The sequence below is a fragment of the Jiangella alba genome, assembly GCF_900106035.1.
Classification (GTDB): Bacteria; Actinomycetota; Actinomycetes; order Jiangellales; family Jiangellaceae; genus Jiangella; species Jiangella alba.
Genome location: NZ_FNUC01000004.1, coordinates 3,158,501 through 3,179,648, shown reverse-complemented (window position 1 = coordinate 3,179,648; position 21,148 = coordinate 3,158,501). Strand labels below are relative to the sequence as shown.

The following is a 21,148-nucleotide window of genomic DNA, read 5'->3' as shown; positions in this document are numbered from 1 at the left end:
TTCAGTCGCGGTGGGTGCGGATCTCGTCCGGCCAGGCCAGGGTCACGCCGAGCGTGCCGGTCAGCAGCCGCTGGAAGTCCGCCAGGTGGGTCTGGTCGGAGCGCACCTTGCGCGGCGGCAGGCCGTGACTGAGGCAGAACGCGGCCAGCGCGCCGGCCGCCTCGCCGATGCTCCACTCGACCGGGTGCAGCCGGTAGCAGCCGTTGGTGATGTGGGTGGTGCCGATGTTCTTGTTCGCCGGCAGCAGGTTGTCGACCCGCTGCGGGATCAGCGCGCCGAGCGGGATCTGGAACGGGTACGCCTCGATGTCGACGTAGGTCCGCCCGGCGGTGCTCGGGTGCAGGTCGATGCGGTAGCGGCCGAGCCCGACGCTGTCGGCGAACACCTCGCTGCCGGCGCCGTCCGGCCGGGCGTCGACGCCGACGTGCTGCTCGAGGACGGTGAACTCGGCCCGGATGCGCCGCGACTCGCGGATGTACGCCGACTTCGCCAGGCCGTCCGCCGTGCCCGTGACGTCCGGCCGCGGCCGCAGCCCCGGGTAGCCGGCGCCGCCGTCCGGGCGCGGCGCCTCGGTCTGCATCCAGTGCAGGAACGACAGCGACAGCTCCCGGCTGGCGGCCAGCGCGGCGTCCCGCTCGTCCGCGCCGACGCCCAGCAGCGGGCGCTCCCAGTAGTCGATCTGCGGCCAGTTCACGACCGTGACGTCGGAGTCGACGCCGTCCAGCTGCTCGCGGGCCAGCACCCGGCGGAACCGCCACAGCGAGAACGGGGCCGCCGCGCCCGGGTTGGCCTCGAACAGCCGCCACTCCCGGTGCCGCAGCGTGATCGGGACGACGTCGTGCCAGGACAGCTGCGGGCCGGGCCAGAACGGAGCGGCCGTGTCGCGCCAGTGGTCGTAGCCGGCCGGCCGGTCGACGGTGTGGTCCTCGCCCGGGCGGTGGTCCAGCGCGAAACACCACGAGACCGCCTGCTGGTCCAGCGGGTCGGCGACGGCGGGAGCGTGCGGCTCGCCGGTCTCGTCGCGGCCCTCGGCGCCGATGACGTGCTCGACGCCGGCCAGCTCCAGCAGGTCGCCCAGCTCGGTGGCGTCGAGGACGTAGCTCGCGGCGACGGTGACCTCGCCGCCGGTGCGCCCGTCGCGCAGCGTCACGGCATCGACCTCGTCGCCGCTGGTGTGCGCCGCGACGGGCTCGTGCTCCAGCAGGACGGTGAGCCGGCCGGCCGCCCGCAGCGGCGCCAGCAGCTCGTCCAGCACGGCGACCGCGACCCGCGGCTCGTGGCAGAACCGGCTCACGATGCCCAGCCCGGGGTCGAGCAGCGGGTCGGCCGCGGCCGCCGCCGTCAGCGGGTAGTTGCGCCGGTAGTAGTCGCGGACCCGGCGGCGCAGGTCGGCGTAGCCGGCGGCGGTGTTCGCGGTCTCGATCCACGGGTGCTCGTCCGGCGGCACGGCCTGCGCGGTGAGCTGGCCGCCGAGCCAGTCGGTCACCTCCGTCAGCACCACCCGGTGACCCAGCCGGGCGGCGGCGAGCGCGGCGGCGACGCCGCCCAGCCCGCCCCCGACCACGAGGACGTCGGTCTGCAGTTCACGCATGCGGTGCGGGCTCCTTCGGGGCGGGGGGCGCGGTCGAGTCGCCGTCGACGATCGAGCAGGGGACGACGACGCTCTCGCTGCGCGCGGCCGGGTCGTCGACGATGGCGACCAGGGCGTCGATGGCGGTGCGGCCGATCTCCTTGCGGGGGATGTCCAGGTGTTCCCAGCGCAGCGACGCGTCCGGCCCGATGCCCTCGAGGACCACCACCGACAGGTCGGCCGGTACCTCGCGGCCGCGCTCGCGCAGCCCGTGCCGCAGCGCCTCGGCCAGCCGCTCGCTCTCGGCCACGACGGCGGTCTCGGGGCCGCGGGCCAGCTCGTCGAGCCAGGCGTCGTCCAGCCCGATCTCGCCACGGAAGCCCGGCGACCGGTCGATCAGGCCGAGTCGCTCGACGGCGTCGGCGTAGCCGCGGCGGCGGTCCTCGTACGGCTCCATCTCCAGGTGTTCACGCAGGTAGGCAACGTGGCGGTGGCCGAGCGCCGCGAGCCGCCCGGCGATGTCGCCGGTGATGCCGAAGTAGTCCGGGATGACGCACGGGATGTCCGCGCCGGGCACGTCGCGGCGGCCGATGTGGATGAACGGGTAGCCCTCCTGCCACAGCCGGGCGAGGTCGGCCTTGTCCGTCGCGACGCCGAGCAGGACGGTGCCGTCGGCGACGTTGAGCCGGTTGGTCCCGTCGCGGTACACCCGGCGGCGGCCGTCGCTGGCCCCCGTCGACGTGAACAGCACGAGGTCGTAGCCGATCTCCTCGGCGCGCTCCTCGATGCCGAGCAGGAACTCGAAGTAGAAGTTCTCGCGCGCGTGCGGGAACACCGGCTCGAAGGTGTGCACGCCGAGCAGCCGGTTGGTCTTGTTGCGCAGCTTGCGGGCGGACAGGTTCGGCACGTAGCCGAGCTCCTTGACCGCGTCCAGGATGCGCCGGCGGGTGTCCTCCGGGATGCGCGCGGCCGCCTCCGGGTCGCCGCCGATGACCCGCGACACCGCGGACTGCGACACCCCCGCCAGCCGCGCGACATCGGCCTGGCGCGGCGCCCGCTCTCGTCGTTGCGTCGTCACTTCTCCCCCTCTTCCAGCCAGCAGTGCGTCCACTGGCCGTTGCTCAGCTCCGTCCGGGGCGGCGCCTCGGTGCGGCAGCGGTCCATCGCGAACGGGCAGCGCGGATGGAACCGGCAGCCGGCCGGCGGGTCGATGAGGCTGGGCGGCTCGCCCAGCTCGCCGGCGTCGGCGCCGAACAGTTCCGCCCGGTCGCCGGCCGCCCGCGCCGGGTCCGGCGACGAGTCGATCAGCAGCCGCGTGTACGGGTGCCGCGGGTTCGCGATGACGTCCTCCTTCGGGCCGCCCTCGACCATGCGGCCCGCGTACATCACCACGATCCGGTCGCACAGGTAGCGCGCGCTGGCGATGTCGTGGGTGATGTAGAGCAGCGCCAGCCCGTCCTCGGTGCGCAGCCGGTCCAGCAGGTTGAGCATCTCCAGCCGGATCGACACGTCCAGCATCGAGATCGGCTCGTCGCCGAGCAGCACCTTCGGCTCGACCGCGAGCGCGCGGGCGATGACGACGCGCTGCCGCTGCCCGCCGGACAGCTCGTGCGGGAACTTGTCGATGAACTGCTCGACCGGGGTCAGGCTGACCCGTTCCAGCAGCTCCACGACGCGGCGGCCGCGCTCGGCCTTGTCGCGGACGCCGTGGTGCAGCCGCAGCGCCCGCTCCAGGTTGTAGCGGACGCGGTGCAGCGGGTTCAGCGAGCCGAACGGGTCCTGGAAGATCAGCTGGACGTCGCGGTGGTACTCGCGCCCGGCCCGCCGCCCGGCGCCGTCGACCGCCGTCCCGTTCAGCCGGATCTCGCCGCTCGTCGGCTCGTAGAACCGGGCCAGCAGCCGCGCCAGCGTCGTCTTGCCGCTGCCGCTCTCGCCGACCAGCGCGACGATCTCGCCCGGCTCCAGCGCGACCGTCGCGTCCTCGACCGCCCGGACGACGGCCGAGCTGCCGAGCGCGCTGCGCACGGTGAAGTGCTTGGACACGTCCCGCGCCTCCAGCACCGGTGCCATGGCGGTCAGCTCCCTTCCGGGTAGAGGTGGCAGGCGACGTCGTTGCCGCCGACGTCGCGCAGGACCGGCAGCCGCTCGTCGCAGCCGTCGAACCGCTGCCCGCAGCGCGGGTGGAACGGGCAGCCCGACGGCGGGCGGCGCAGGTCCGGCGGGCTGCCGCTGATGCCGGTGAGCCGGCGCAGCGGCGCCCGCAGCGGCGGGAACGAGTCGCGCAGCCCCCGGGTGTACGGGTGCCGCGGTTCCTCGTACAGCGACGCCGACGTGCCCAGCTCGACGATGCGCCCGGCGTACATGATCGCGACGCGGTCGGCCAGCTCCAGCAGCAGCGACAGGTCGTGCGTCACGAACACGACGGCGAAGCCGAGCTCGCGCCGCAGCCGCAGCACCTGCGCCAGGGTCTGGCGCTGCATGACGACGTCGACGGCCGTCGTCGGTTCGTCCATGACCACGAGGTCGGGCCGGCAGGCCAGCGCGAGCGCGATGCTGGCGCGCTGGCGCATGCCGCCGGACAGCTCGTGCGGGTAGGCACGGGCGCGGTCGGCCGACACACCGACCATGCCGAGCAGCTCGGCCGCCCGTTCCCACGCGGCCCGCTTGTCCAGCCGCCGGTCGTGCGTCCGCAGCGCGTCGACGAACTGCGCGCCCACCCGCATGACCGGGTTGAGCGCGTCCATGGCGCTCTGCAGCACGATCGACAGGGTGGTCCAGCGCAACCGGCGCAGCTCGCGGCCGGACAGCGTCACCAGATCGACCGGCGGCCCGCCGTCGCGCGGGTGGTAGAGCAGTTGCCCGGCCGACGTCACCGCCGGCGGTCGCTGCAGCCGCGTCAACGCCGTGATCAGCGTCGACTTGCCCGAGCCGGACTCGCCGGCCACGCCGAGGATCTCGCCGCGGTGCAGCGTGAACGACACGTCGACGCAGGCCCGGACCGGGTCGTCGCCGGTGGCGTACTCGACGTCCAGGCCGCGGACCTCCAGCACGACGCCGGACGGCGCGGCCGCCGGTGTCGCCGTCGTGCCCAGGGTCGCCGACTCCGTCATCACGCCTCACTCCCCGCCGCGCGCAGCGTCTTCGTCCGCTTGACCACCGAGCGCCGGGCCTGCCGCAGCTTCGGGTTGGACAGCTCGTCGACGCCGAAGTTCACCAGCGTCGCGGCGGTGCCGATGAGGGCGATGCACAGCCCCGGCGGCACGAACCACCACCAGAAGCCGCGCAGGACCGCGCTCTGCTGCTGCGCCGCCTGGATCATGGTGCCCCAGCTGATCGCGCCGGAGTCGGAGATGCCGAGGAAGGCCAGCCCGGCCTCGGCCATGACGCCGCCGATGATGCCGTGCAGGAACATCGCCGCGATCCAGCCGGTGAGGTGCGGCAGCACCTCGAAGAAGATCAGCCGCCGGTGCGGCTCGCCGAGCATCCGCATCGCCAGCACGAAGTCGCGGCTGCTGACGCTCAGCGCCTGCGCGCGCAGCGTCCGCGCCCCGCCGGACCAGCCGAACAGGCCGACGATCAGCGCGATCATCCACAGTCCGGTGCCCTGCATGTAGCCGGCCACGATGAGAATCAGCGGCAGCACCGGCATGACCAGGAACAGGTTGGTGAGGAAGTTCAGTCCGTTGTCGACGCCGCCGCGGAAGTACCCGGCCGGTACCCCCACCAGCACCGCGATCAGCGTCCCGATGGTCGCCGCGAGGAACCCGACGAACATCGACCCGCGAGCGCCGGCGATGGTCTGCGCCAGCACGTCCTGGCCGAACTGCGTCGTCCCCAGCAGGTGGTCCGCGCTCGGCGGCGCCGAGATCGCCTCGAGGTCGTTCGCCCGCGGGTCGATGCCGAGCACGTACTCGTTGATCCACGGTCCGAAGATCGCCAGCAGCACGAAGAACCCGAGAACGGCCAGGCCGAACCGGACCTTCCAGCCCCGCAGCAGGTCAGCACGCACGGCCCGTCACCCCTGTTCCCGGATGCGCGGGTCGAGCAGCACGTACACCGAGTCGGCCACCAGGTTCGCCACCAGCACCGCCAGCGTGATCAGCAGGAAGACGCCCTGCATCATCGGGTAGTCGCGCTTCTGCAGCGCCTCGTACATGAGGTAGCCGATGCCCGGGTAGCTGAACACGATCTCGGTCAGCAGCGCCCCGCCGACGACCCCGCCCAGCGCCATCGCGAACCCGGTGAAGCTCGGCAGCATCGCGTTGCGGGCGGCGTAGCGCAGCATCACCCGGCCCGGCGCCAGCCCCTTGGCCTGCGCCAGCAGCACGTAGTCCTCGCGCACCGTCGTCACCATCATGTTGCGCATGCCCAGCAGCCAGCCGCCGAACGCGGAGAACACGATCGTCGTCGCCGGCAGCGCGCCGTAGTGCAGCACGCTGGCCAGGAACGGGAGGTTCAGGCCCTCCGTCAGGTTCGGGTCGTAGCCGCCGGAGAGCGGGAACCAGCCGAGCAGGAACCCGAACACCCACAGCGCCAGCAGCGCCACCCAGAAGTACGGCACCGACGACAGGAACGTCGTCAGCGGCGTCACGACGGCGTCGAAGCGGCTGCCCGCCTTCCAGCCGGCCAGCACGCCCAGCCCGGTGCCGACGACGAACGCCAGCACCGTCGTCACACCCACCAGCAGCAGCGTCCACGGCAGCGCCTGCCACACGAGGTCGCCGACCGGGACCGGGAAGTTGACGATCGACACGCCGAGGTCCAGGTGCGCGAGCTGGCCGAGGTAGCTGACGAACTGTTCGCCCAGGTTCTGGCTCGGGTCGCCGAAGATCGCCCGGATCGACGCCAGCGTCTCCGGCGGCACCTGCTGCCCGCTGACCCGCTCCAGCTCCTCCACGATCGCCGACGACGGGTCGCCCGGCATCAGCCGCGGGAGCAGGAAGTTCAGCACGATCGCGGCCGCGGCGGCGACGGCGTAGAAGCCGAGCCGGCGGGCCAGGAAGCCCCAGCGGCGGCGCGTTCTCGGCGCCTTGGCCGGCGCCGCGGTGGCGGTCAGGGTGGTGGCCATCGTGTCCCTCCTCTCGTTCGCTAGGGGGTGTCTGACGGAAGATCCGTCCGCCACCCCCTGGCCGCGGGGCGCGTCCGGGGCCGCTGGACGCGCCCCGCGGGGCTCAGCTCTCGCCCGTCGGTTCGAGGTCGAGCAGGGTCAGCGTCATGTCCGGGCCCATCCCGATGAACGGGATGTGGTCGAACGACTCCGGCGTCGGCCAGTTCGTCCACCGCGTCGCGTTGATGTCGACGAACCAGTAGTTGTTGTAGATCGGGCTGAACGGCACCTCCTCGACGACGATGTCCTGCAGCTGCTGCCCCAGCTCCTTGAGCTCGTCGACGTCCTCGGTGCGCTCCATCGCCGTGATGATCTCGTCGGTCTCCGGGTCGTTCCAGCGGCCCGCGTTCAGCGACGCCGACTCGCCGATCGGCATCAGGAACGAGCTGCTGAGGAAGTTGTAGACGCCGTAGATGCCCGCGCCGCCCGTCGTCGCCGCGACCATGTCGAAGGTGCCGAGGTTCTGCTGGTCGTAGTAGCCGGCGCTCGGCTGGCCGGCCGGCTGGACCTCCAGGCCGAGCGTGTCGCGCCAGGTGTTGATGAGGATGTCGGCGTAGCTGCCCCAGCCCCAGTCGGCGTTGAACAGGATCGTCAGCGGGTAGCTCTGGCCGTCCTTCACCAGCGCGCCGTCCTCGATCGTCCAGCCGCCCGCCGCCAGCTCCGCCAGCGCGTCGTCGGCCGACACCGGCTGCACCTCCAGGTACTCCGGGCGCATCCAGTCGCCGTAGAGCTGCTCGGACAGCCCGGTCGGGCCGGCCTCGGTGCCCGGCCGCTGCAGCGTCGTCACGACCGCCGTCCGGTCGATCGTCATCGACAGCGCCCGCCGCACGTGCACGTCGTCGAACGGCGGCTTCGCGGTGTTGAACAGCAGCGACATCGCGCCGCCGTTGGAGTACAGCTGGTACAGGTGCCGCTCCGGGTCCTGCCCGACGTACTCCTCCTCCCCGTTCGCCCACGACGCCGTCCCGAGGTCGACCTCGCCGCGCAGCAGCTGCGCCTTCAGCGCCTCGCCGGTCGGGATGATCTTGAACGAGTCCATCGGCAGGTCGCCGCCCCAGTAGTCGTCCCGCGCCTGCAGCGTCACCTGCTGCGGCTTGAAGTCGCCGAGCGTGAACGGCCCCGTCCCGACCGGGTCCGGGTTGGTCCAGGTGTTCAGGTCCTCGGCGGTCCAGATGTGTTCCGGGACCATCGGCAGCAGGACGCTGGCGAACTGCTTGAGCGTGGCGAACGACGGCTCCGCGAACGTCACGCTCACCGTCGTGTCGTCGACCTTCTCCACCGCGGTGTAGGTGACGCCCGCGATGCTGAACTCCGGCTTCTCCAGCGGCAGGCTCAGGCTGTACACGACGTCGTCGGCGGTGAACTCCTCGCCGTCCGAGAACGTCACGTCGTCGCGCAGCGTCATCGTCAGCTGCGTGCCATCGTCGTTGAACTCCCAGCTCTCGGCCAGCCACGGCTCGATCACCGCGCCGTTGCCGTAGTCGATGCGCATGAGCGGTTCGTAGATCATCTCCGGATGCGGCGCCTTGTCGGTGGCCGGCCCCATCACGTTGTAGTTCCGCACGAACGTCGTGCCGCCGTCGGTCTTGCCGTAGATGACCGTGCCGCCGCCGTTCTCGTTGCTGCCGCCGCTCTGGTTCGTGGTGCCGGCGGTGCACGCGGCCGCGAGACCGAGCACCAGCACCGCGGCCGCCGCCGTCCGCCACGTGCCGCGGGCCGCGCCGCGGGTACTGCCTGCCCTGCGCGTGCCGCGGGTACTGCCCGCCGCGCCGCTGCCGTCCCGGCTCCTCCCCGCGGCGGCAGCCTTCGCCCGGCGCATCGTCCGCCGCCGACCGGCACCCGCCGCCGCGTCCGCCCCGGTCGGCCCATCAGCACCCGGCCGGCCGGTCACAACTGCCCGGAGCACGGCGGCCGCTCGCATGGCGCCGCCTACCCGGAGTTCACGTCTCGTGGTTCGCATGTCAGGACTCCCAGCTGGGTTCCAACGATGACTGCGCATACGTATGAGCGAGCGTCCGAAAAAAATGCGCCGATGCGCTCCTACGTATGACCGAAGAATTTAGGGACGTTGCGGACACGTGTCAAGAGGGTTGCCGGACCGGTCGTCGGTCACATCTCGCGTGGTCGTCGGCGCGTCGTCACCAAGACTGTGTAGAACAGTCCCATGAACCAGACCGCCGTCGACTCCCACGAGAACTGGCTCACCCCCGACGAGCTCGCCACCGCGCGTCGTCGGCTCCCGATCCTCTACGTCAACGCGGTCCCCGTACGCGTCGACGACTCCGGTGTCGCGACGGCGGTCGGCCTGCTGCTGCGGTCGACGCCGGAGGGCGAGATCCGGCGCGAGGTCGTGGCCGGGCGGGTGCTGTTCCACGAACGCATCCGCGACGCGCTGGTGCGGCACATCGAGAAGGACCTCGGCCCGCTGGCACTGCCGCGCATCCCGGTGTCGCCGACGCCGTTCACCGTCGCCGAGTACCTGCCCACGCCGGGCGTCACGCCGTACCACGACCCCCGCCAGCACGCCGTCGCGCTGGCGTTCGTCATCCCCGTCACCGGCGACTGCGCGCCCCGTCAGGACGCGCTCGACCTCATCTGGCTGTCACCGCAGGACGCCGCCGACGACGCCGTCCAGAAGGAGATGCTCGGCGGGCACGGCATCGTGCTGCGCCAGGCGCTCGCGCACCTCGGCTTCCCGCCCGCGCCGCCGGTCGTCTAGCTCGAAGAGCCGCCGCCGTCGGACGAGAGTGCCGCGATGAACGCCTCCTGCGGCACCTCGACCCGGCCGACCATCTTCATCCGCTTCTTGCCTTCCTTCTGCTTCTCCAGCAGTTTCCGCTTCCGCGTGATGTCGCCGCCGTAGCACTTGGCCAGGACGTCCTTGCGGATGGCGCGGATGTTCTCGCGGGCGATGACGCGCGCGCCGATGGCGGCCTGGATGGGCACCTCGAACTGCTGCCGCGGGATGAGCTCCTTGAGCTTGCCCGCCATGGCGACGCCGTACGCGTAGGCCTTGTCCTTGTGGACGATGGCGCTGAACGCGTCGACGGGGTCGCCGTGCAGCAGGATGTCGACCTTGACGAGGTCGGCCTCCTGGTCGCCGGTGGGCTCGTAGTCGAGGCTGGCGTAGCCGCGGGTGCGCGACTTGAGCGCGTCGAAGAAGTCGAACACGATCTCGGCCAGCGGGATGGTGTAGCGCAGCTCGACGCGGTCCTCGGACAGGTAGTCCATGCCGAGCAGCGTGCCGCGGCGGGCCTGGCACAGCTCCATGATGGTGCCGACGAACTCGCTCGGCGCCAGCAGCGTGGCCCGCACGACCGGCTCGCGCACCGACGCGATCTTGCCGGACGGGAACTCGCTCGGGTTCGTGACGATGTGCTCGGCGCCGTCCTCCATGGTGACCTGGTAGACGACGTTCGGCGCGGTCGAGATGAGGTCGAGGCCGAACTCGCGCTCGAGCCGTTCGCGGACGATCTCGAGGTGCAGCAGGCCGAGGAAGCCGCAGCGGAAGCCGAAGCCCAGCGCCGCCGACGTCTCCGGCTCGTACACCAGCGCGGCGTCGTTGAGCTTGAGCTTGTCGAGCGCCTCGCGCAGGTCGGGGTAGTCCGACCCGTCCACCGGGTAGAGGCCGGAGAACACCATCGGCTTGGGATCGCGGTAGCCGGCCAGCGGGGTGCTGGCCGGCTTCCCGGCGACGGTGACGGTGTCGCCGACCTTCGACTGGCGGACGTCCTTCACGCCGGTGATCAGGTAGCCGACCTCGCCGACGCCGAGCCCGCCGCCGGGCGTCATCTCTGGCGAGATGACGCCGATCTCGAGCAGCTCGTGCGTGGCCTTCGTCGACAGCATGAGGATGCGCTCGCGCGGCGTCAGCTTCCCGTCGATGACGCGGACGTACGTGACGACGCCGCGGTAGGTGTCGTAGACGCTGTCGAAGATCATCGCGCGGGCGGGCGCGTCGGGGTCGCCCTCGGGCGCCGGCACTTCGGCCACGACCCGCTCGAGCAGTTCGAGCACGCCCTCGCCGGTCTTGCCGCTCACCCGCAGGACGTCGTCGGGGTCGCCGCCGATGAGGTGGGCGAGCTCCGCGGCGTACTTCTCCGGCTGCGCCGCCGGCAGGTCGATCTTGTTCAGCACCGGGATGATCGTGAGGTCGTTCTCCAGCGCCATGTACAGGTTCGCCAGCGTCTGCGCCTCGATGCCCTGCGCGGCGTCGACCAGCAGCACCGCGCCCTCGCACGCGGCCAGGCTGCGGCTGACCTCGTAGGAGAAGTCGACGTGCCCGGGGGTATCGATGAGGTTGAGCGCGTACGTCGTCCCGCTGTTCTGCGACGTGAACGGCAGCCGGACCGCCTGGCTCTTGATGGTGATGCCACGCTCGCGCTCGATGTCCATGCGGTCGAGGTACTGCGCGCGCATGGACCGCTCGTCGACGACGCCCGTCAACTGCAGCATCCGGTCCGCCAGCGTCGACTTGCCGTGGTCGATGTGGGCGATGATGCAGAAGTTCCGGATCAGCTCCGGCGGGGTCGCCGACGGCACCGGCGCGTTCTCGCTGACTGGCACGCAGTTTCCTCGGGGCTTCGGGGTGGTCGTTCGGGACGTTCTCGGCCTGGACGGGGTTTCCCGCCCGCACCAGACATCATCCCATGGTCGGCGATGCGGGCGTGCCAGAAAAGTGATATCACTTAGCTATCTGGTTGGCCGGACTCGGCCGAGACACCTGGAGGACCCATGACCGAGACCCCCACGGCCCCGCCCGCCGATGCGGTCCGGGGCGGCGCCCGCGACGGCGACGGTGCCGAGCGTGGCGGTCGTCTGGCCGGGCCGGCGCCGGTGGGCACGTCCGGCCACCGCGTCGACGTCACCGAACACCGCGCGTGGGCCATGAGCGGCTTCGTCGCGTTGTTCCTCGCGCTCGCCGCCGCCGCGTACGCCGTCTGGCAGGCCGTCCAGCTGGCGCCGTCGGTGCGCGACGCCTTCGAGACCGAGGACTGGGCCGGGGTCTCGGCCGGTCGCGCCGGACTGGCCGTCGCCGCGCTGCTGGTGGCCGCGCTGCTCGCGTCGCCGCTGGTGGTCGTCCAGCCGGGACAGACGCGGGTGATCCTGTTCTTCGGCCGCTACATCGGCACGGTCCGCCGCACCGGGCTGGTCTGGGTCGTCCCGTTCAGCACCCGGCGTCAGGTGTCGGTGCGCGTGAACAACTTCGAGACCACCGAGCTGAAGGTCAACGACGCCGACGGCAACCCCGTCAACATCGCCGCCATCGTCGTCTGGCAGGTCGCCGACACCGCGCGCGCCTCGTTCGCCGTCGAGGACTACCGCGACTTCGTCGAGGTCCAGTCCGAGGCCGCGCTGCGCCACGTCGCCACCACCCACCCGTATGACGACCAGAGCGACCAGGGCACGTCGCTGCGCGGCTCGACCGACGTCGTGTCCGACGAACTGGCGCACGAGGTCGCCGCGCGGGTCGCCGTCGCCGGGGTCGAGATCCTGGAGGTGCGCATCAGCCACCTCGCGTACGCGCAGGAGATCGCCCAGGCGATGCTGCAGCGCCAGCAGGCCAGCGCCATCGTCGCCGCCCGCGAACGCATCGTCGAGGGCGCCGTCTCCATGGTCGAGCTGGCGCTGGCCCGGCTGGAGCGCGAGAACGTCGTCGCGCTCGACGAGGAACGCAAGGCCGCGATGGTGTCGAACCTCCTCGTCGTCCTCTGCGGCGACCAGCGCGCCACCCCGGTCGTCAACACCGGCAGCCTCTACACCTGATCGCGGTGGCCGACCCCGAGCCCGACGGCGCCCGCCCGGCGCGGCGGCGTGAGCGGCACGCCGTCCTGCTGCGCCTCGACCCGGCCGTCCACGAGGCGCTGACCCGCTGGGCGCAGGACGAGTTCCGCAGCGTCAACGCGCAGGTCGAGCTGGTGCTGCGCAACGCGCTGCGGGAGGCCGGGCGGGAGCCGAAGGACGCCGGTCCGCTCCCCCGCCGCGGCCGCCCGCCGTCCCCACCGGGCGAGGAACTGCCCTCGTCCGGCGGCCCGGGCCCGTCCGCCGAGCCGCCCCCGTCCGCCGCGCCGGCCCCGTCCAGTGGACCGCGCCCGTCCGCCGAGCCGCGCCGGTCCGGTGGGCCGGGCCACACCGGCGGCGACGTCTGAGCGGCTCGATCGTCGGCGAACGGCGGGCCCGCAGCGGGCCGCGGCGCTACAGTGCCGACGTGGCCCGACTCCTCCGCGACCTCGTGCGCACCCTGCTGACCCCGCCGAAGCGACGGTCCGACCGCAACGACGACCGCCAGGCTCGGCCATCGGCTCGTCCCGCCGATCGTCAGGCACCGCGCGCCGACCGCCGAGACGGCGGCGATCAGGGCGAGGAGTCGCCCGGCCAGTTCGGCCGGAACGCGACCACGGAGGCACACTCCGTCGGCGAGGTCCACACGTCGTACAACCCGAGCACCGACGGCGACCCCGATCCCGGCGAGATCGTCTGGACCTGGGTCCCGTACGAGGAGAACGACGGCCGCGGCAAGGACCGTCCCGTCCTCGTCGTCGCGCGCGAGCCCGGCGGCACCGTGCTCACCGTCCAGTTGACCAGCAAGAACCACGACGGCGAACACGACTGGGTCGGCGTCGGCTCCGGCAGTTGGGACGGCGAGCACCGTCCGTCCTGGGTCGACATCAGCCGGGTCCTGCGCGTTCACCCCGACGGCATGCGGCGCGAGGCGGCGGCGCTCGGCCGCGACCAGTTCGACGCGGTGATCGGCGCACTGCGCGACCGCTACGGGTGGAGCTGAGCCGCTCCCCTGCCCTCCGTTCGGCGCCGGCGACCGGGGTGGGCCGAATTGGCTGGTGAGCCGCCGCGCTGGTATTGTTGGCGGCTGCGCGTCGGCCCAGGTCGTTGACGCGCCCGGCCAACTCCTTGCCGCCGCGACGGTTCCCCACCGGCGCGGGTCCCGGACGAGGCCGACGCCCTCACGACCTATCCGAACCGACCAAAGGCATCAGTTCGTGGCGAACATCAAGTCCCAGAAGAAGCGGATTCTCACCAACGAGAAGGCGCGGCTGCGCAACAAGGCCGTGAAGTCGTCGCTGAAGACGGCCATCCGCAGGTTCCACGAGGCCGCCGACGCCGGCGAGACCGAGAAGGCCACCGAGGCCGCTCGCGCCGCCAACCGGCAGCTCGACAAGGCCGCCTCCAAGGGCGTCATCCACAAGAACCAGGCGGCCAACCGCAAGTCCTCGATCTCGAAGCGGGCCGCCTCGCTCTGAGGCTCGCGCCCGCGGCGGCCCAGCGCGTTCGGACCGCCGTAGGACCAGCTTCGATTCGCATGACGGCGTCGTTCTCCCAGGCGGAGAACGGCGCCGTTGTCGTGCCCACGCGCCCGTCGCCTGCGCCCCGCTAACGACGCTCCGCACCACGCGGCAGCGCCACAGCGGACACATCCGGCACCCTCACCGCGAACACAGGGCACCGCCCCGCAAGGCGCCGCTGACGCTCCATGGACACCGTCGGCCGCAGTCGTTCGCCCGACGTTCTGCAGTGCCGCGCCAGGGTGCCGAGCTCAGGCGGCGCGAGCGGTCCCGATGGCGACCAGCGCCGTCGTGAGCGCCAGCGTTCGGCCGACGTTCAGCAGTGCCGCGCCAGGGTGCCGAGCTCAGGCGGCGCGAGCAGTCCCGATGGCGACCAGTGCCGTCGTGAGCGCGAGCGTCGCATCGTTGCCGCCGCCCTTGACCGCGAGGTCGGCGTCGGCGACGGCGCGGACGGCGCGGGCCAGGCCGGTCGGCGTCCAGCCGCGCAGTTGGCCACGAAGCACCCGGATCTTCCACGGCGGAATGCCCAGGTCACGAGCGACGTCGGCGTCGCGCATGCCGCGCGGCGCGCCGGCCAGCCGGGCCAGGGACCGCAGCGAGGTCGCCAGCGCGCCCGTGACCAGCACCGGGTCGGTTCCGGTCTCGAGCGCCCAGCGCAACTGCTCGACCGCCTCGCCGGTCTTGCCCTCGACGGCGCGGTCGGCGACGACCCAGCCCTTCACCTCGGCGCGACCCTCGAAGTACATCGCGACCACCTGGCCCGTGACCTGCCCGTCCGGCGCGTCGACCGCCAGTTGGCCGGCCGCCGAGGCCAGCCCGCGCAGGTCGGCGCCGACGGACTCGACCAGCTGCCGCGCGGCCGCCTCGTCGATGCGGCCGCCCTGCCGGCGCACCTCGGCGCGCACGAACGAGACCTGGTCGTCGGGCCGGGTCAGCCGCTCGGCCGGGACCTCGTGGATGCCGGCCTTGCGCAACGCCGTGAGCAGCTTCTTGCCCTTGACCCCACCGGGATGCAGCAGCACCACGTAGATGCCCTCGATGGGCGAGGTCACGTAACCCACCAGCAGGTCGCCGACCGGTTCGCTGACGTCCTGGACGTCGTTGACCAGCAGCACGCGGCTCGTGGCGAACAGCGACGGGCTGACGTGCTCGGCGAGGCCCCCGGCGGTCAGCTCGGAGCCGGACACCTGAGACACATCGGCGTCGGCATCGGCGGCGCGCGCTGCCCGCACGACGGCGCCCGCGGCGCGTTCGGCCAGCAACGCCTCCGGACCGAAGACGAGAGTGACCGGGACGAGGGGATCGGTCGATAGCGCAGCCATGTCGCCACACAGCATGTCACGTCCCGCCGACAACGTCCCGGCGCCCGCACGGGGTCGTCCGGTGCGCGCACCACACGGCCTGCGCCCCGCACCGGACGACCCGGTGCGTCGGCCATGCGTCGCAGTCGGCCGGATGGCGGCCCGCGCCTGCGGAGCGAACGCCGCGCCGTGGGTCCGGCCCGCGGCGCCGGCCCGGCTCGCGGTCCACCGGTGACCACGCCGAGCCCGCCGTCGCCGGTGCGGACGACGGCCACGCTGCCGTGCTCGTCCGTGCGATAGACCCGGACGCCGCTCTCCCGCAGCGCGTCGAGCACCCGCGGCGACGGGTGGCCGTAGGTGTTCTCGCCCACGCTGATCAGCGCGACCCGCGCATCGACGCCCGTGAGCAGGCCGGCGTCCTGGTGCGGCGAACCGTGGTGGGCAACCTTGAGCACGTCGGCGTCGAGTCCCGGCGCGGACCGCAGCAGGGATCGTTGCGCCGACGGCTCGATGTCGCCGGTCAGCAGCACGCTGACGCCATCGATGTCGGCCTCGACGACGAGGCTGGCGTTGTTGGACTCGGACTCCGACGACTCGACCAGCCGGCCCGGCCCGAGCACGTCCAGCCGGAGCCGCTCCCCCACCTGGATCAGATCGCCGGTCCTCGGCACCGACGCCGGCACGCCCGCGGCAGCGAGCCGTCGCCGCACGCCGTCGGCCGACTCGGGCGGGTCGCCGAGCGGCGATACGAGCACCTGGCCCACGTCACGGCCGGTCAGAACGCCGTCGAGCCCGCCGACGTGATCGGCGTGGAAGTGGGTCAGGACGAGCACCGGCACCTGCCGCACGCCGAGGCCGTCGAGGCAGCGCCGTACCAGCCGCGGCTCGGGCCCGGTGTCGACGACGACCGCGGACCGGTCGCCGGCCCGCAGCACGAGCGCGTCGCCCTGGCCCACGTCGCAGGCGACCACCAGCCATCCTGGAGGCGGCCAGCCCGGCGTCGGGACCGCCTTCAACAGGCCGATCGCCAGCACCGCCGCGGCCACCGCGGTGACCAGCGGACGGCGCAGCAACATTGGCAGCGCGATCAGGCCGATCACCGCCAGCACGACGCCCGCGACCACGCCGCCCGTGCCCGGCGGCCAGGGGACGACGGCGCCGGGCTGGTCGGCGAACCACCTCGCGACGGCGGCGATCCACCAGGCCGGGAGGGCGGCCAGCCACGCGCACGCCGTCGCGACCGGCGGCAGGATCGGGCTCACCACCGCGGCGGCCGCGCCGAGCACCGTCGCCGGCGCCACGGCGGGCGCGGCGAGCAGGTTGGCCGGCACCGCCGCCAGGCTGAGCTGCCCCGACAGCCCGAGTACGATCGGCGTGCAGGCGACCTGCGCGGCCAGCGGCACCGCGACGGCGACCGCCAGTGGCCGCGGCAGCCACGCCAGCGACCGTGTCCACGCGGGCACCAGCAGCAGGATCCCGGCCGTGGCCAGCACGGACAACGCGAACCCGGCGCTACGGGCCAGCCACGGATCGAGCAGCACCAGCACGATGACCGCGGCGGCCAGCGTCGGCAGGCCGCGTCGCCGCCCGGCCACCGTCAACCCGACCACGGCGACCAGACCCATCGCCGCGGCCCGCAGGACGCTCGGCTCGGGCCGCGCGAGCAACATGAACCCGACGACGCACACCACGCCGACGACCGGCAGCGCATAGCCGCGTACGCGCACCCAGCGCGCCAGCCCGAGCGCGACCACCAGCACGATCGCGACGTTCGTCCCGGACACCGCGGTCAGGTGCGTCAGCCCGGCGATCGTCATGGCCTCGCGCAGATCGTCGGAGAGCAGCGACTCGTCGCCGATGACCAGGCCCGGCACCAGGCCGCGCGGATCGGGCGGCACACCGCTGACGGCCTGGCGCAGGCCGGCGCGGAACGGCTCGGTGGCGCGGCTGGCGACGCTCGGCGGGCCGGTCGCGCGCTCGTCGGGCCCGGCGTACGGGCGGAACACGGCGGCGACGTCGTCGCGGGGACGGTCGGTGGGCTCGAGCCGTCCGGAGACGCTGACGCGCTGGCCCGGCAGCAGGTCAGCCCAGGCGACGTCGCCGCTGACCAGCAGCACCGGCACGGAGACGTCGTAGGCGCGGCCACGGCCGACGACGTGGTCGACGCGCAGGCGGCCGACGATGTACTCGGTGGCGGCGGCCTCCTCGCCGGCCGGGCCGCCGCGCCGCACGACCGGATCGCGCGCGACGACGCCCTCGAGCTCGACGTGCGCGCCCGCCGCCGCGAGCGTCGTGACCGGCCCAGCCCATACCGGCGCCGCCCGGGCCGCGCCGACGACGAACCCGGCCACCAGGCACAGCGTCGCGGCGATGAGAGCGCGGCGGGCGGCGGGTGTCAGCCGACCGACGGGAGGTGGGCCATTTGGCGACGCGTTGGCGGTTCGCGGGCGGGCGCCGAGCAGGACGACCGTGACCATGACGACGGCGAAGACGCAGCCCGCGAGGCCGGTGCGCCACGGCACCAGGACGCCGGCCAGCGAGCCGAGCCAGAGGCCCAGCGCGGCGGGCACGAGACGCAGGTCCAGCGCGTCGGCAGCGGCCGTGTCGAGCGTCAGGCCGGGCGTCGGGTCGGATGTCAGGCCGGGCGTCGCGTCGGGCGTCAGCCCGGGATCGGTGGGCGTCGGGTCTTGGCCAGGTGTGACGGGGTGCGCAGCGGCCTGCTCTGGGACGGGCTCGGCCGGGCGCGGGATCGGTGCGCGTCTCATAGCGTCACCAGCGGTTCGAGTTGGGCGAAGCGCTGCTCGCCGATGCCGGAAACCTCGCGCAGCTCATCGATGCTGGTGAACCGGCCGTTCTGCTCGCGCCAGTCGAGGATGCGGCCGGCCAGCGCCGGGCCGATGCCGGGCAGGGCTTCGAGCTCGGCGGCCGTCGCGGTGTTGAGGTTGACCGGCGCTTGCGTCGTCGGCGTGGACGCGCTGCCGGTGGGTGGGGCAGGCGGCGCGGCCGGCGGCGGATCGGCGGTGACGAGGACCTGCTCGCCGTCGGTGAGGACGCGGGCGAGGTTGATCGGCGTCAGGTCGGCATCGGGAGTGGCTCCACCGGCCGCCTCGATGGCGTCGACGACCCGGGAACCGGACGGCAGCTCGACGACGCCCGGGCGGGCGACGAGGCCGGCGACGTGAATGACAATCGGCCCGCCGGTGGCCGGCGGATCGTCGGGTCTCCCAGTGGGTGCGTCGCCGTCGGTGGGCGCGCTGGTGGGTGGGTCGGTGGCGACGGCGGTGCCGGTGGCGACCAGTTCGGGCTCGATCGGCACGACCTCGGGCCGCGTCAGCAGGAACAGCACGGCGGCGCCGATGGCCCCGATGAGCACGACGAGGACGATGACGGCGAGCTGGACGCGTTCCAGCCCCAGCCGCCAGAACCGGACCGGTGACGTGGACCCGGCGGGCGGCGGTGGGTCGTCTGCGTGGCCGGGCTGAGTGTCTGCGTCGCTGGGCGCAGTCGCTCGCCCGGACGCGCTGGCCAGCCGGGCCCACGGCGGCACCGCGTCGGGCGCCATGGCCGCCATGGTCGCCGCCGGTGCCGATTCGGTGGGTGGCCGCACCTGCCGAGACGGGGCGGCTGAGCGGGGGTGCGGCGCCGCATGCCGTCCGTCGGCCGGAGGTGCGCCGGGTGGATGCGGGATGTCCGGCTCTGCCCAGAGCGGCGGCCCTGGCGCGTCGTCCGCCAGGGCAGGAGGCGGTTCGGCGCCGTCGGCGAATGCGGTTCCGTGCGCCCAGGGTCGACCAGCGACGTGCGCCACCCGGGCTCGGGCGAGCGCCGCCGTGTGGTCGTCGACGGAGCGGGAACGGAACGATCGCATGCCTGCGACGCTAGGCCGCCGCACCGACCGGGTCGGGTGCCGAAACGGGCTTCTGTGGACAACCGGCGGAACTGGTCAGGGCTGTGGACGGAGCGTCGCCGGGACGTCGGAGCCGGGTGGCGGCGCGGGCTGGTCGCCGCAGGTCACGCCGCCGGCGCGCGAGCGCCGAAGTCACCGGCACTGGCCGGGCTGACCGGAACGGGAGGGGGTGACCGGTGCACGGCCGGGTCAGACGACGCAGAACTCGTTGCCTTCGGGGTCGTGGAGGACGGTCCAGGCGTTGCCGTACTGCTCGACCGTGCCGCTGACCGTCGCGCCCGCGGCGACGAGTTCGGCGACCTTGGCGGCGATGGCGGCCTGGACCTCGGCCTCCGGCGGCCGGCCTCCGGAGGCGTCGGTGTAGCGCCACGCGCGGACGTCGAGGTGGACGCGGTTCTTCGAGGTCTTGGGCTCGGGGACCTGCTGGAAGAAGATGCGCGGCAGGACGCCGCCGGGGTCGATGATGGCGCTGGCGGACTGCCACTGATCTTCCGGGACGTTCCAGGCGGCGAGCGCTTCTTCCCAGGTCGCGAAGCCCTCGGGCGGCGGCTCGAGCTGGTAGCCGAGCGCCAGCGCCCAGAACTCGGCCAGCCGGCGCGGATCGGCGGCGTCGAAGGTGAGGTTGAAGATCTCGGAGGCGATCGGCATCTGCGCATCCTGCCAGCCGCCACCGACAACCTCCGGACCGACGGCTTCCGGGCCAGGCTGAGCCGGTCGGACGGCTACCGGGCGGTAGCGGCGCAGCGGGTCGGCGACCGGGCAGTGGCAGTGCCAGCGGGTCGGCCACCGGGGGCGGCGGCGCCGGCGGCAGGTGGTGGCGATGTGGGCGGGTCGGCGGCCGGGCAGCGGCGACGGGGTCGCCGGGCCGGGGTTGCCGGGCCGGGGTTGCCGGGCCGGGGGTGCGGGGACGGGACCGAGGCGGTGCGGGCGGGTCAGTGCGGGCTGATCACGGCGGCCAGCAGGCCAGGCCCGACGTGGGCGCCGATGACCGCGCCGACCTCGGTGACGACGACGGAGCCGAGGGTGGGGAGGCGATCGGTGAGGCGGGCGGCGAGTTCGTCGGCGCGGGCGGCGTTGTCGAGGTGGTGGACGGCGAGGTCGACACGGCCACCGGCGGCCAGGGCACGCTCGACGGCGAGGTCTTCGAGGCGGGCGCGGGCCCGCGCCGACGTGCGCACCTTCTCGAGGAGGTCGACCCAGCCGTCGCGGAGGTGGAGCAGCGGCTTGATCGCCAACGCCGTCCCCACCACGGCCGACGCCGCGCCCACCCGCCCACCGCGACGCAGGTACTCGAGCGTGTCGACGTAGAAGAACGCGGACGACCGGACGGCACGGTCCAGGGCGAGCGCAGCCACCTCGTCCGCCGTCAGCCCACGCTCCGCCGCTGACGCCGCCACCAGCACCGCGAAGCCGAGTCCCATGCCCAGCGACCGCGAATCGACGACGTGGACGGGGATGGGCGCGTCGCGGGCCGCCAGCCGGGCCGCGTCGGCCGTGCCGGACAGGCTGCCGGAGATGTGCACGGACACGACGGCGCCGAACCCCTCGGCGGCGGCCGACTCGTAGGTATCGAGGAACACGCGCGGGCTCGGCCGCGACGTCGTCACGGGCACGTGCGCCCGCAGCGCGTCGGCCACCTCCCGCGGGCCGAACCGGGTCTGGACGCCGACGCCGCCGACGCCGCCCGCGCGGCCGCCGCGCTCCCCCGAGCCACCGCGCTCCCCCGAGCCACCGCGCTCCCCCAGGCCAACGCCAGGCGCGCCCAGGCCGCCGGCGCCGAACCCAGACTCACGTCCAAGACCAGGCCCAGGACCAGGCCCAGGACCGGCGCCCGGCGTCCACTCGTCCACCGCGACACCGTCGACGACCACCTGGAGCGGCACCACCCGGATGCCGTGCTCGTCGACGTCGGCGGCGGCGAGGTGCGCCGTCGAGTCGGTGACGACCGCGACCCGCCCGGTCACG

The 21,148-nt window shown here is 73.4% G+C and carries 17 protein-coding genes and 1 pseudogene; 5 read left to right on the top strand and 13 right to left on the bottom strand.

What is annotated here, in order from left to right; translation table 11 throughout:
- Window position 1: 1 nt before the first annotated feature.
- From BLV02_RS32620 to BLV02_RS32590, 7 genes are all read right to left on the bottom strand, one after another.
- A complete protein-coding gene (locus tag BLV02_RS32620) occupies window positions 2-1,591 on the bottom strand; it encodes an FAD-dependent oxidoreductase (protein WP_069113725.1) in 1,590 nt (529 codons plus the stop codon).
- Entirely contained in the window at window positions 1,584-2,648 is a 1,065-nt protein-coding gene (locus BLV02_RS32615; protein WP_069113726.1) for a LacI family DNA-binding transcriptional regulator, read from the bottom strand. Before BLV02_RS32615 ends, BLV02_RS32620 begins: the two co-directional genes overlap by 8 nt.
- Window positions 2,645-3,640 (bottom strand): ABC transporter ATP-binding protein, encoded by a 996-nt coding sequence (locus BLV02_RS32610; protein ID WP_069113727.1) that lies wholly within the window; start codon window positions 3,638-3,640, stop codon window positions 2,645-2,647. The genes BLV02_RS32615 and BLV02_RS32610 overlap by 4 nt, the downstream gene beginning before the upstream one ends.
- Before the next feature lie 5 nt (window positions 3,641-3,645).
- A complete protein-coding gene (locus BLV02_RS32605; RefSeq protein WP_074946863.1) occupies window positions 3,646-4,680 on the bottom strand; it encodes an ABC transporter ATP-binding protein in 1,035 nt (344 codons plus the stop codon).
- A complete protein-coding gene (locus BLV02_RS32600; protein ID WP_171906838.1) occupies window positions 4,680-5,579 on the bottom strand; it encodes an ABC transporter permease in 900 nt (299 codons plus the stop codon). Before BLV02_RS32600 ends, BLV02_RS32605 begins: the two co-directional genes overlap by 1 nt.
- Before the next feature lie 6 nt (window positions 5,580-5,585).
- Window positions 5,586-6,638, bottom strand: coding sequence for an ABC transporter permease (locus BLV02_RS32595; protein ID WP_083289039.1), 1,053 nt, complete (start codon window positions 6,636-6,638; stop codon window positions 5,586-5,588).
- 103 nt (window positions 6,639-6,741) lie between these two features.
- Window positions 6,742-8,496 carry an ABC transporter substrate-binding protein gene (locus tag BLV02_RS32590; protein ID WP_083289040.1) on the bottom strand — a complete coding sequence of 585 codons (1,755 nt, stop codon included), beginning with the start codon at window positions 8,494-8,496 and terminating at the stop codon, window positions 6,742-6,744.
- A gap of 345 nt (window positions 8,497-8,841) precedes the next feature.
- Here BLV02_RS32590 and BLV02_RS32585 point away from each other — a divergent pair, with 345 nt between their 5' ends.
- Complete coding sequence (locus BLV02_RS32585) at window positions 8,842-9,396, top strand: NUDIX hydrolase family protein (RefSeq protein ID WP_069113729.1); 555 nt, start codon at window positions 8,842-8,844, stop codon at window positions 9,394-9,396.
- On the opposite strand, the gene lepA is transcribed toward BLV02_RS32585, so the two are convergent.
- Window positions 9,393-11,243, bottom strand: coding sequence for a translation elongation factor 4 (gene lepA / locus BLV02_RS32580; protein ID WP_074946861.1), 1,851 nt, complete (start codon window positions 11,241-11,243; stop codon window positions 9,393-9,395). The two genes, BLV02_RS32585 and lepA, sit on opposite strands and share 4 nt — an antisense overlap.
- 168 nt (window positions 11,244-11,411) lie before the next feature.
- Between lepA and BLV02_RS32575 the strand changes: the two genes are divergently transcribed.
- The 4 genes from BLV02_RS32575 to rpsT all read left to right on the top strand — a co-directional run bounded on the left by BLV02_RS32575 (window position 11,412) and on the right by rpsT (window position 13,936).
- Window positions 11,412-12,443 (top strand): SPFH domain-containing protein, encoded by a 1,032-nt coding sequence (locus tag BLV02_RS32575; RefSeq protein WP_069113731.1) that lies wholly within the window; start codon window positions 11,412-11,414, stop codon window positions 12,441-12,443.
- Between the two features lie 5 nt (window positions 12,444-12,448).
- Window positions 12,449-12,826: a type II toxin-antitoxin system antitoxin gene (locus BLV02_RS37375; protein ID WP_069113732.1), complete on the top strand. Its 378-nt coding sequence runs from the start codon at window positions 12,449-12,451 to the stop codon at window positions 12,824-12,826.
- A gap of 59 nt (window positions 12,827-12,885) precedes the next feature.
- Window positions 12,886-13,461, top strand: a complete 576-nt coding sequence (locus tag BLV02_RS32565) for a type II toxin-antitoxin system PemK/MazF family toxin (RefSeq protein WP_216094451.1) — start codon at window positions 12,886-12,888, stop codon at window positions 13,459-13,461.
- A gap of 214 nt (window positions 13,462-13,675) precedes the next feature.
- Window positions 13,676-13,936: a 30S ribosomal protein S20 gene (rpsT, locus tag BLV02_RS32560; RefSeq protein ID WP_069113733.1), complete on the top strand. Its 261-nt coding sequence runs from the start codon at window positions 13,676-13,678 to the stop codon at window positions 13,934-13,936.
- Between the two features lie 386 nt (window positions 13,937-14,322).
- Here the strand turns inward: rpsT and holA are convergent, their stop codons facing one another.
- The 5 genes and pseudogenes from holA to BLV02_RS32535 all read right to left on the bottom strand — a co-directional run bounded on the left by holA (window position 14,323) and on the right by BLV02_RS32535 (window position 21,147).
- The gene (gene holA / locus BLV02_RS32555; RefSeq protein ID WP_425432589.1) at window positions 14,323-15,315 is read right to left on the bottom strand and encodes a DNA polymerase III subunit delta; all 993 of its coding nucleotides are present in this window, start codon (window positions 15,313-15,315) and stop codon (window positions 14,323-14,325) included.
- A gap of 254 nt (window positions 15,316-15,569) precedes the next feature.
- A pseudogene (locus tag BLV02_RS37370) lies at window positions 15,570-17,756 on the bottom strand (DNA internalization-related competence protein ComEC/Rec2); the annotation flags it as partial.
- A 284-nt stretch (window positions 17,757-18,040) separates the two neighbouring features.
- The gene (locus tag BLV02_RS32545) at window positions 18,041-18,841 is read right to left on the bottom strand and encodes a ComEA family DNA-binding protein (protein ID WP_216094453.1); all 801 of its coding nucleotides are present in this window, start codon (window positions 18,839-18,841) and stop codon (window positions 18,041-18,043) included.
- Between the two features lie 531 nt (window positions 18,842-19,372).
- Window positions 19,373-19,831, bottom strand: coding sequence for a VOC family protein (locus tag BLV02_RS32540; RefSeq protein ID WP_069113735.1), 459 nt, complete (start codon window positions 19,829-19,831; stop codon window positions 19,373-19,375).
- 284 nt (window positions 19,832-20,115) lie between these two features.
- Window positions 20,116-21,147 (bottom strand): DegV family protein, encoded by a 1,032-nt coding sequence (locus BLV02_RS32535; protein ID WP_069113736.1) that lies wholly within the window; start codon window positions 21,145-21,147, stop codon window positions 20,116-20,118.
- Window position 21,148: the final 1 nt, after the last annotated feature.

What these genes read in the sequence shown, in the direction of transcription:
- BLV02_RS32545 (WP_216094453.1), bottom strand. Translation starts at nt 18,841, where the DNA reads ATGGCGCCCGACGCGGTGCCGCCGTGGGCCCGGCTGGCCAGCGCGTCC.
- BLV02_RS32540 (WP_069113735.1), bottom strand. Translation starts at nt 19,831, where the DNA reads ATGCCGATCGCCTCCGAGATCTTCAACCTCACCTTCGACGCCGCCGAT.
- BLV02_RS32590 (WP_083289040.1), bottom strand. Translation starts at nt 8,496, where the DNA reads ATGCGCCGGGCGAAGGCTGCCGCCGCGGGGAGGAGCCGGGACGGCAGC.
- BLV02_RS32610 (WP_069113727.1), bottom strand. Translation starts at nt 3,640, where the DNA reads ATGGCACCGGTGCTGGAGGCGCGGGACGTGTCCAAGCACTTCACCGTG.
- BLV02_RS32605 (WP_074946863.1), bottom strand. Translation starts at nt 4,680, where the DNA reads ATGACGGAGTCGGCGACCCTGGGCACGACGGCGACACCGGCGGCCGCG.
- BLV02_RS32585 (WP_069113729.1), top strand. Translation starts at nt 8,842, where the DNA reads ATGAACCAGACCGCCGTCGACTCCCACGAGAACTGGCTCACCCCCGAC.
- holA (WP_425432589.1), bottom strand. Translation starts at nt 15,315, where the DNA reads ATGCTGTGTGGCGACATGGCTGCGCTATCGACCGATCCCCTCGTCCCG.
- BLV02_RS32595 (WP_083289039.1), bottom strand. Translation starts at nt 6,638, where the DNA reads ATGGCCACCACCCTGACCGCCACCGCGGCGCCGGCCAAGGCGCCGAGA.
- BLV02_RS32575 (WP_069113731.1), top strand. Translation starts at nt 11,412, where the DNA reads ATGACCGAGACCCCCACGGCCCCGCCCGCCGATGCGGTCCGGGGCGGC.
- BLV02_RS32620 (WP_069113725.1), bottom strand. Translation starts at nt 1,591, where the DNA reads ATGCGTGAACTGCAGACCGACGTCCTCGTGGTCGGGGGCGGGCTGGGC.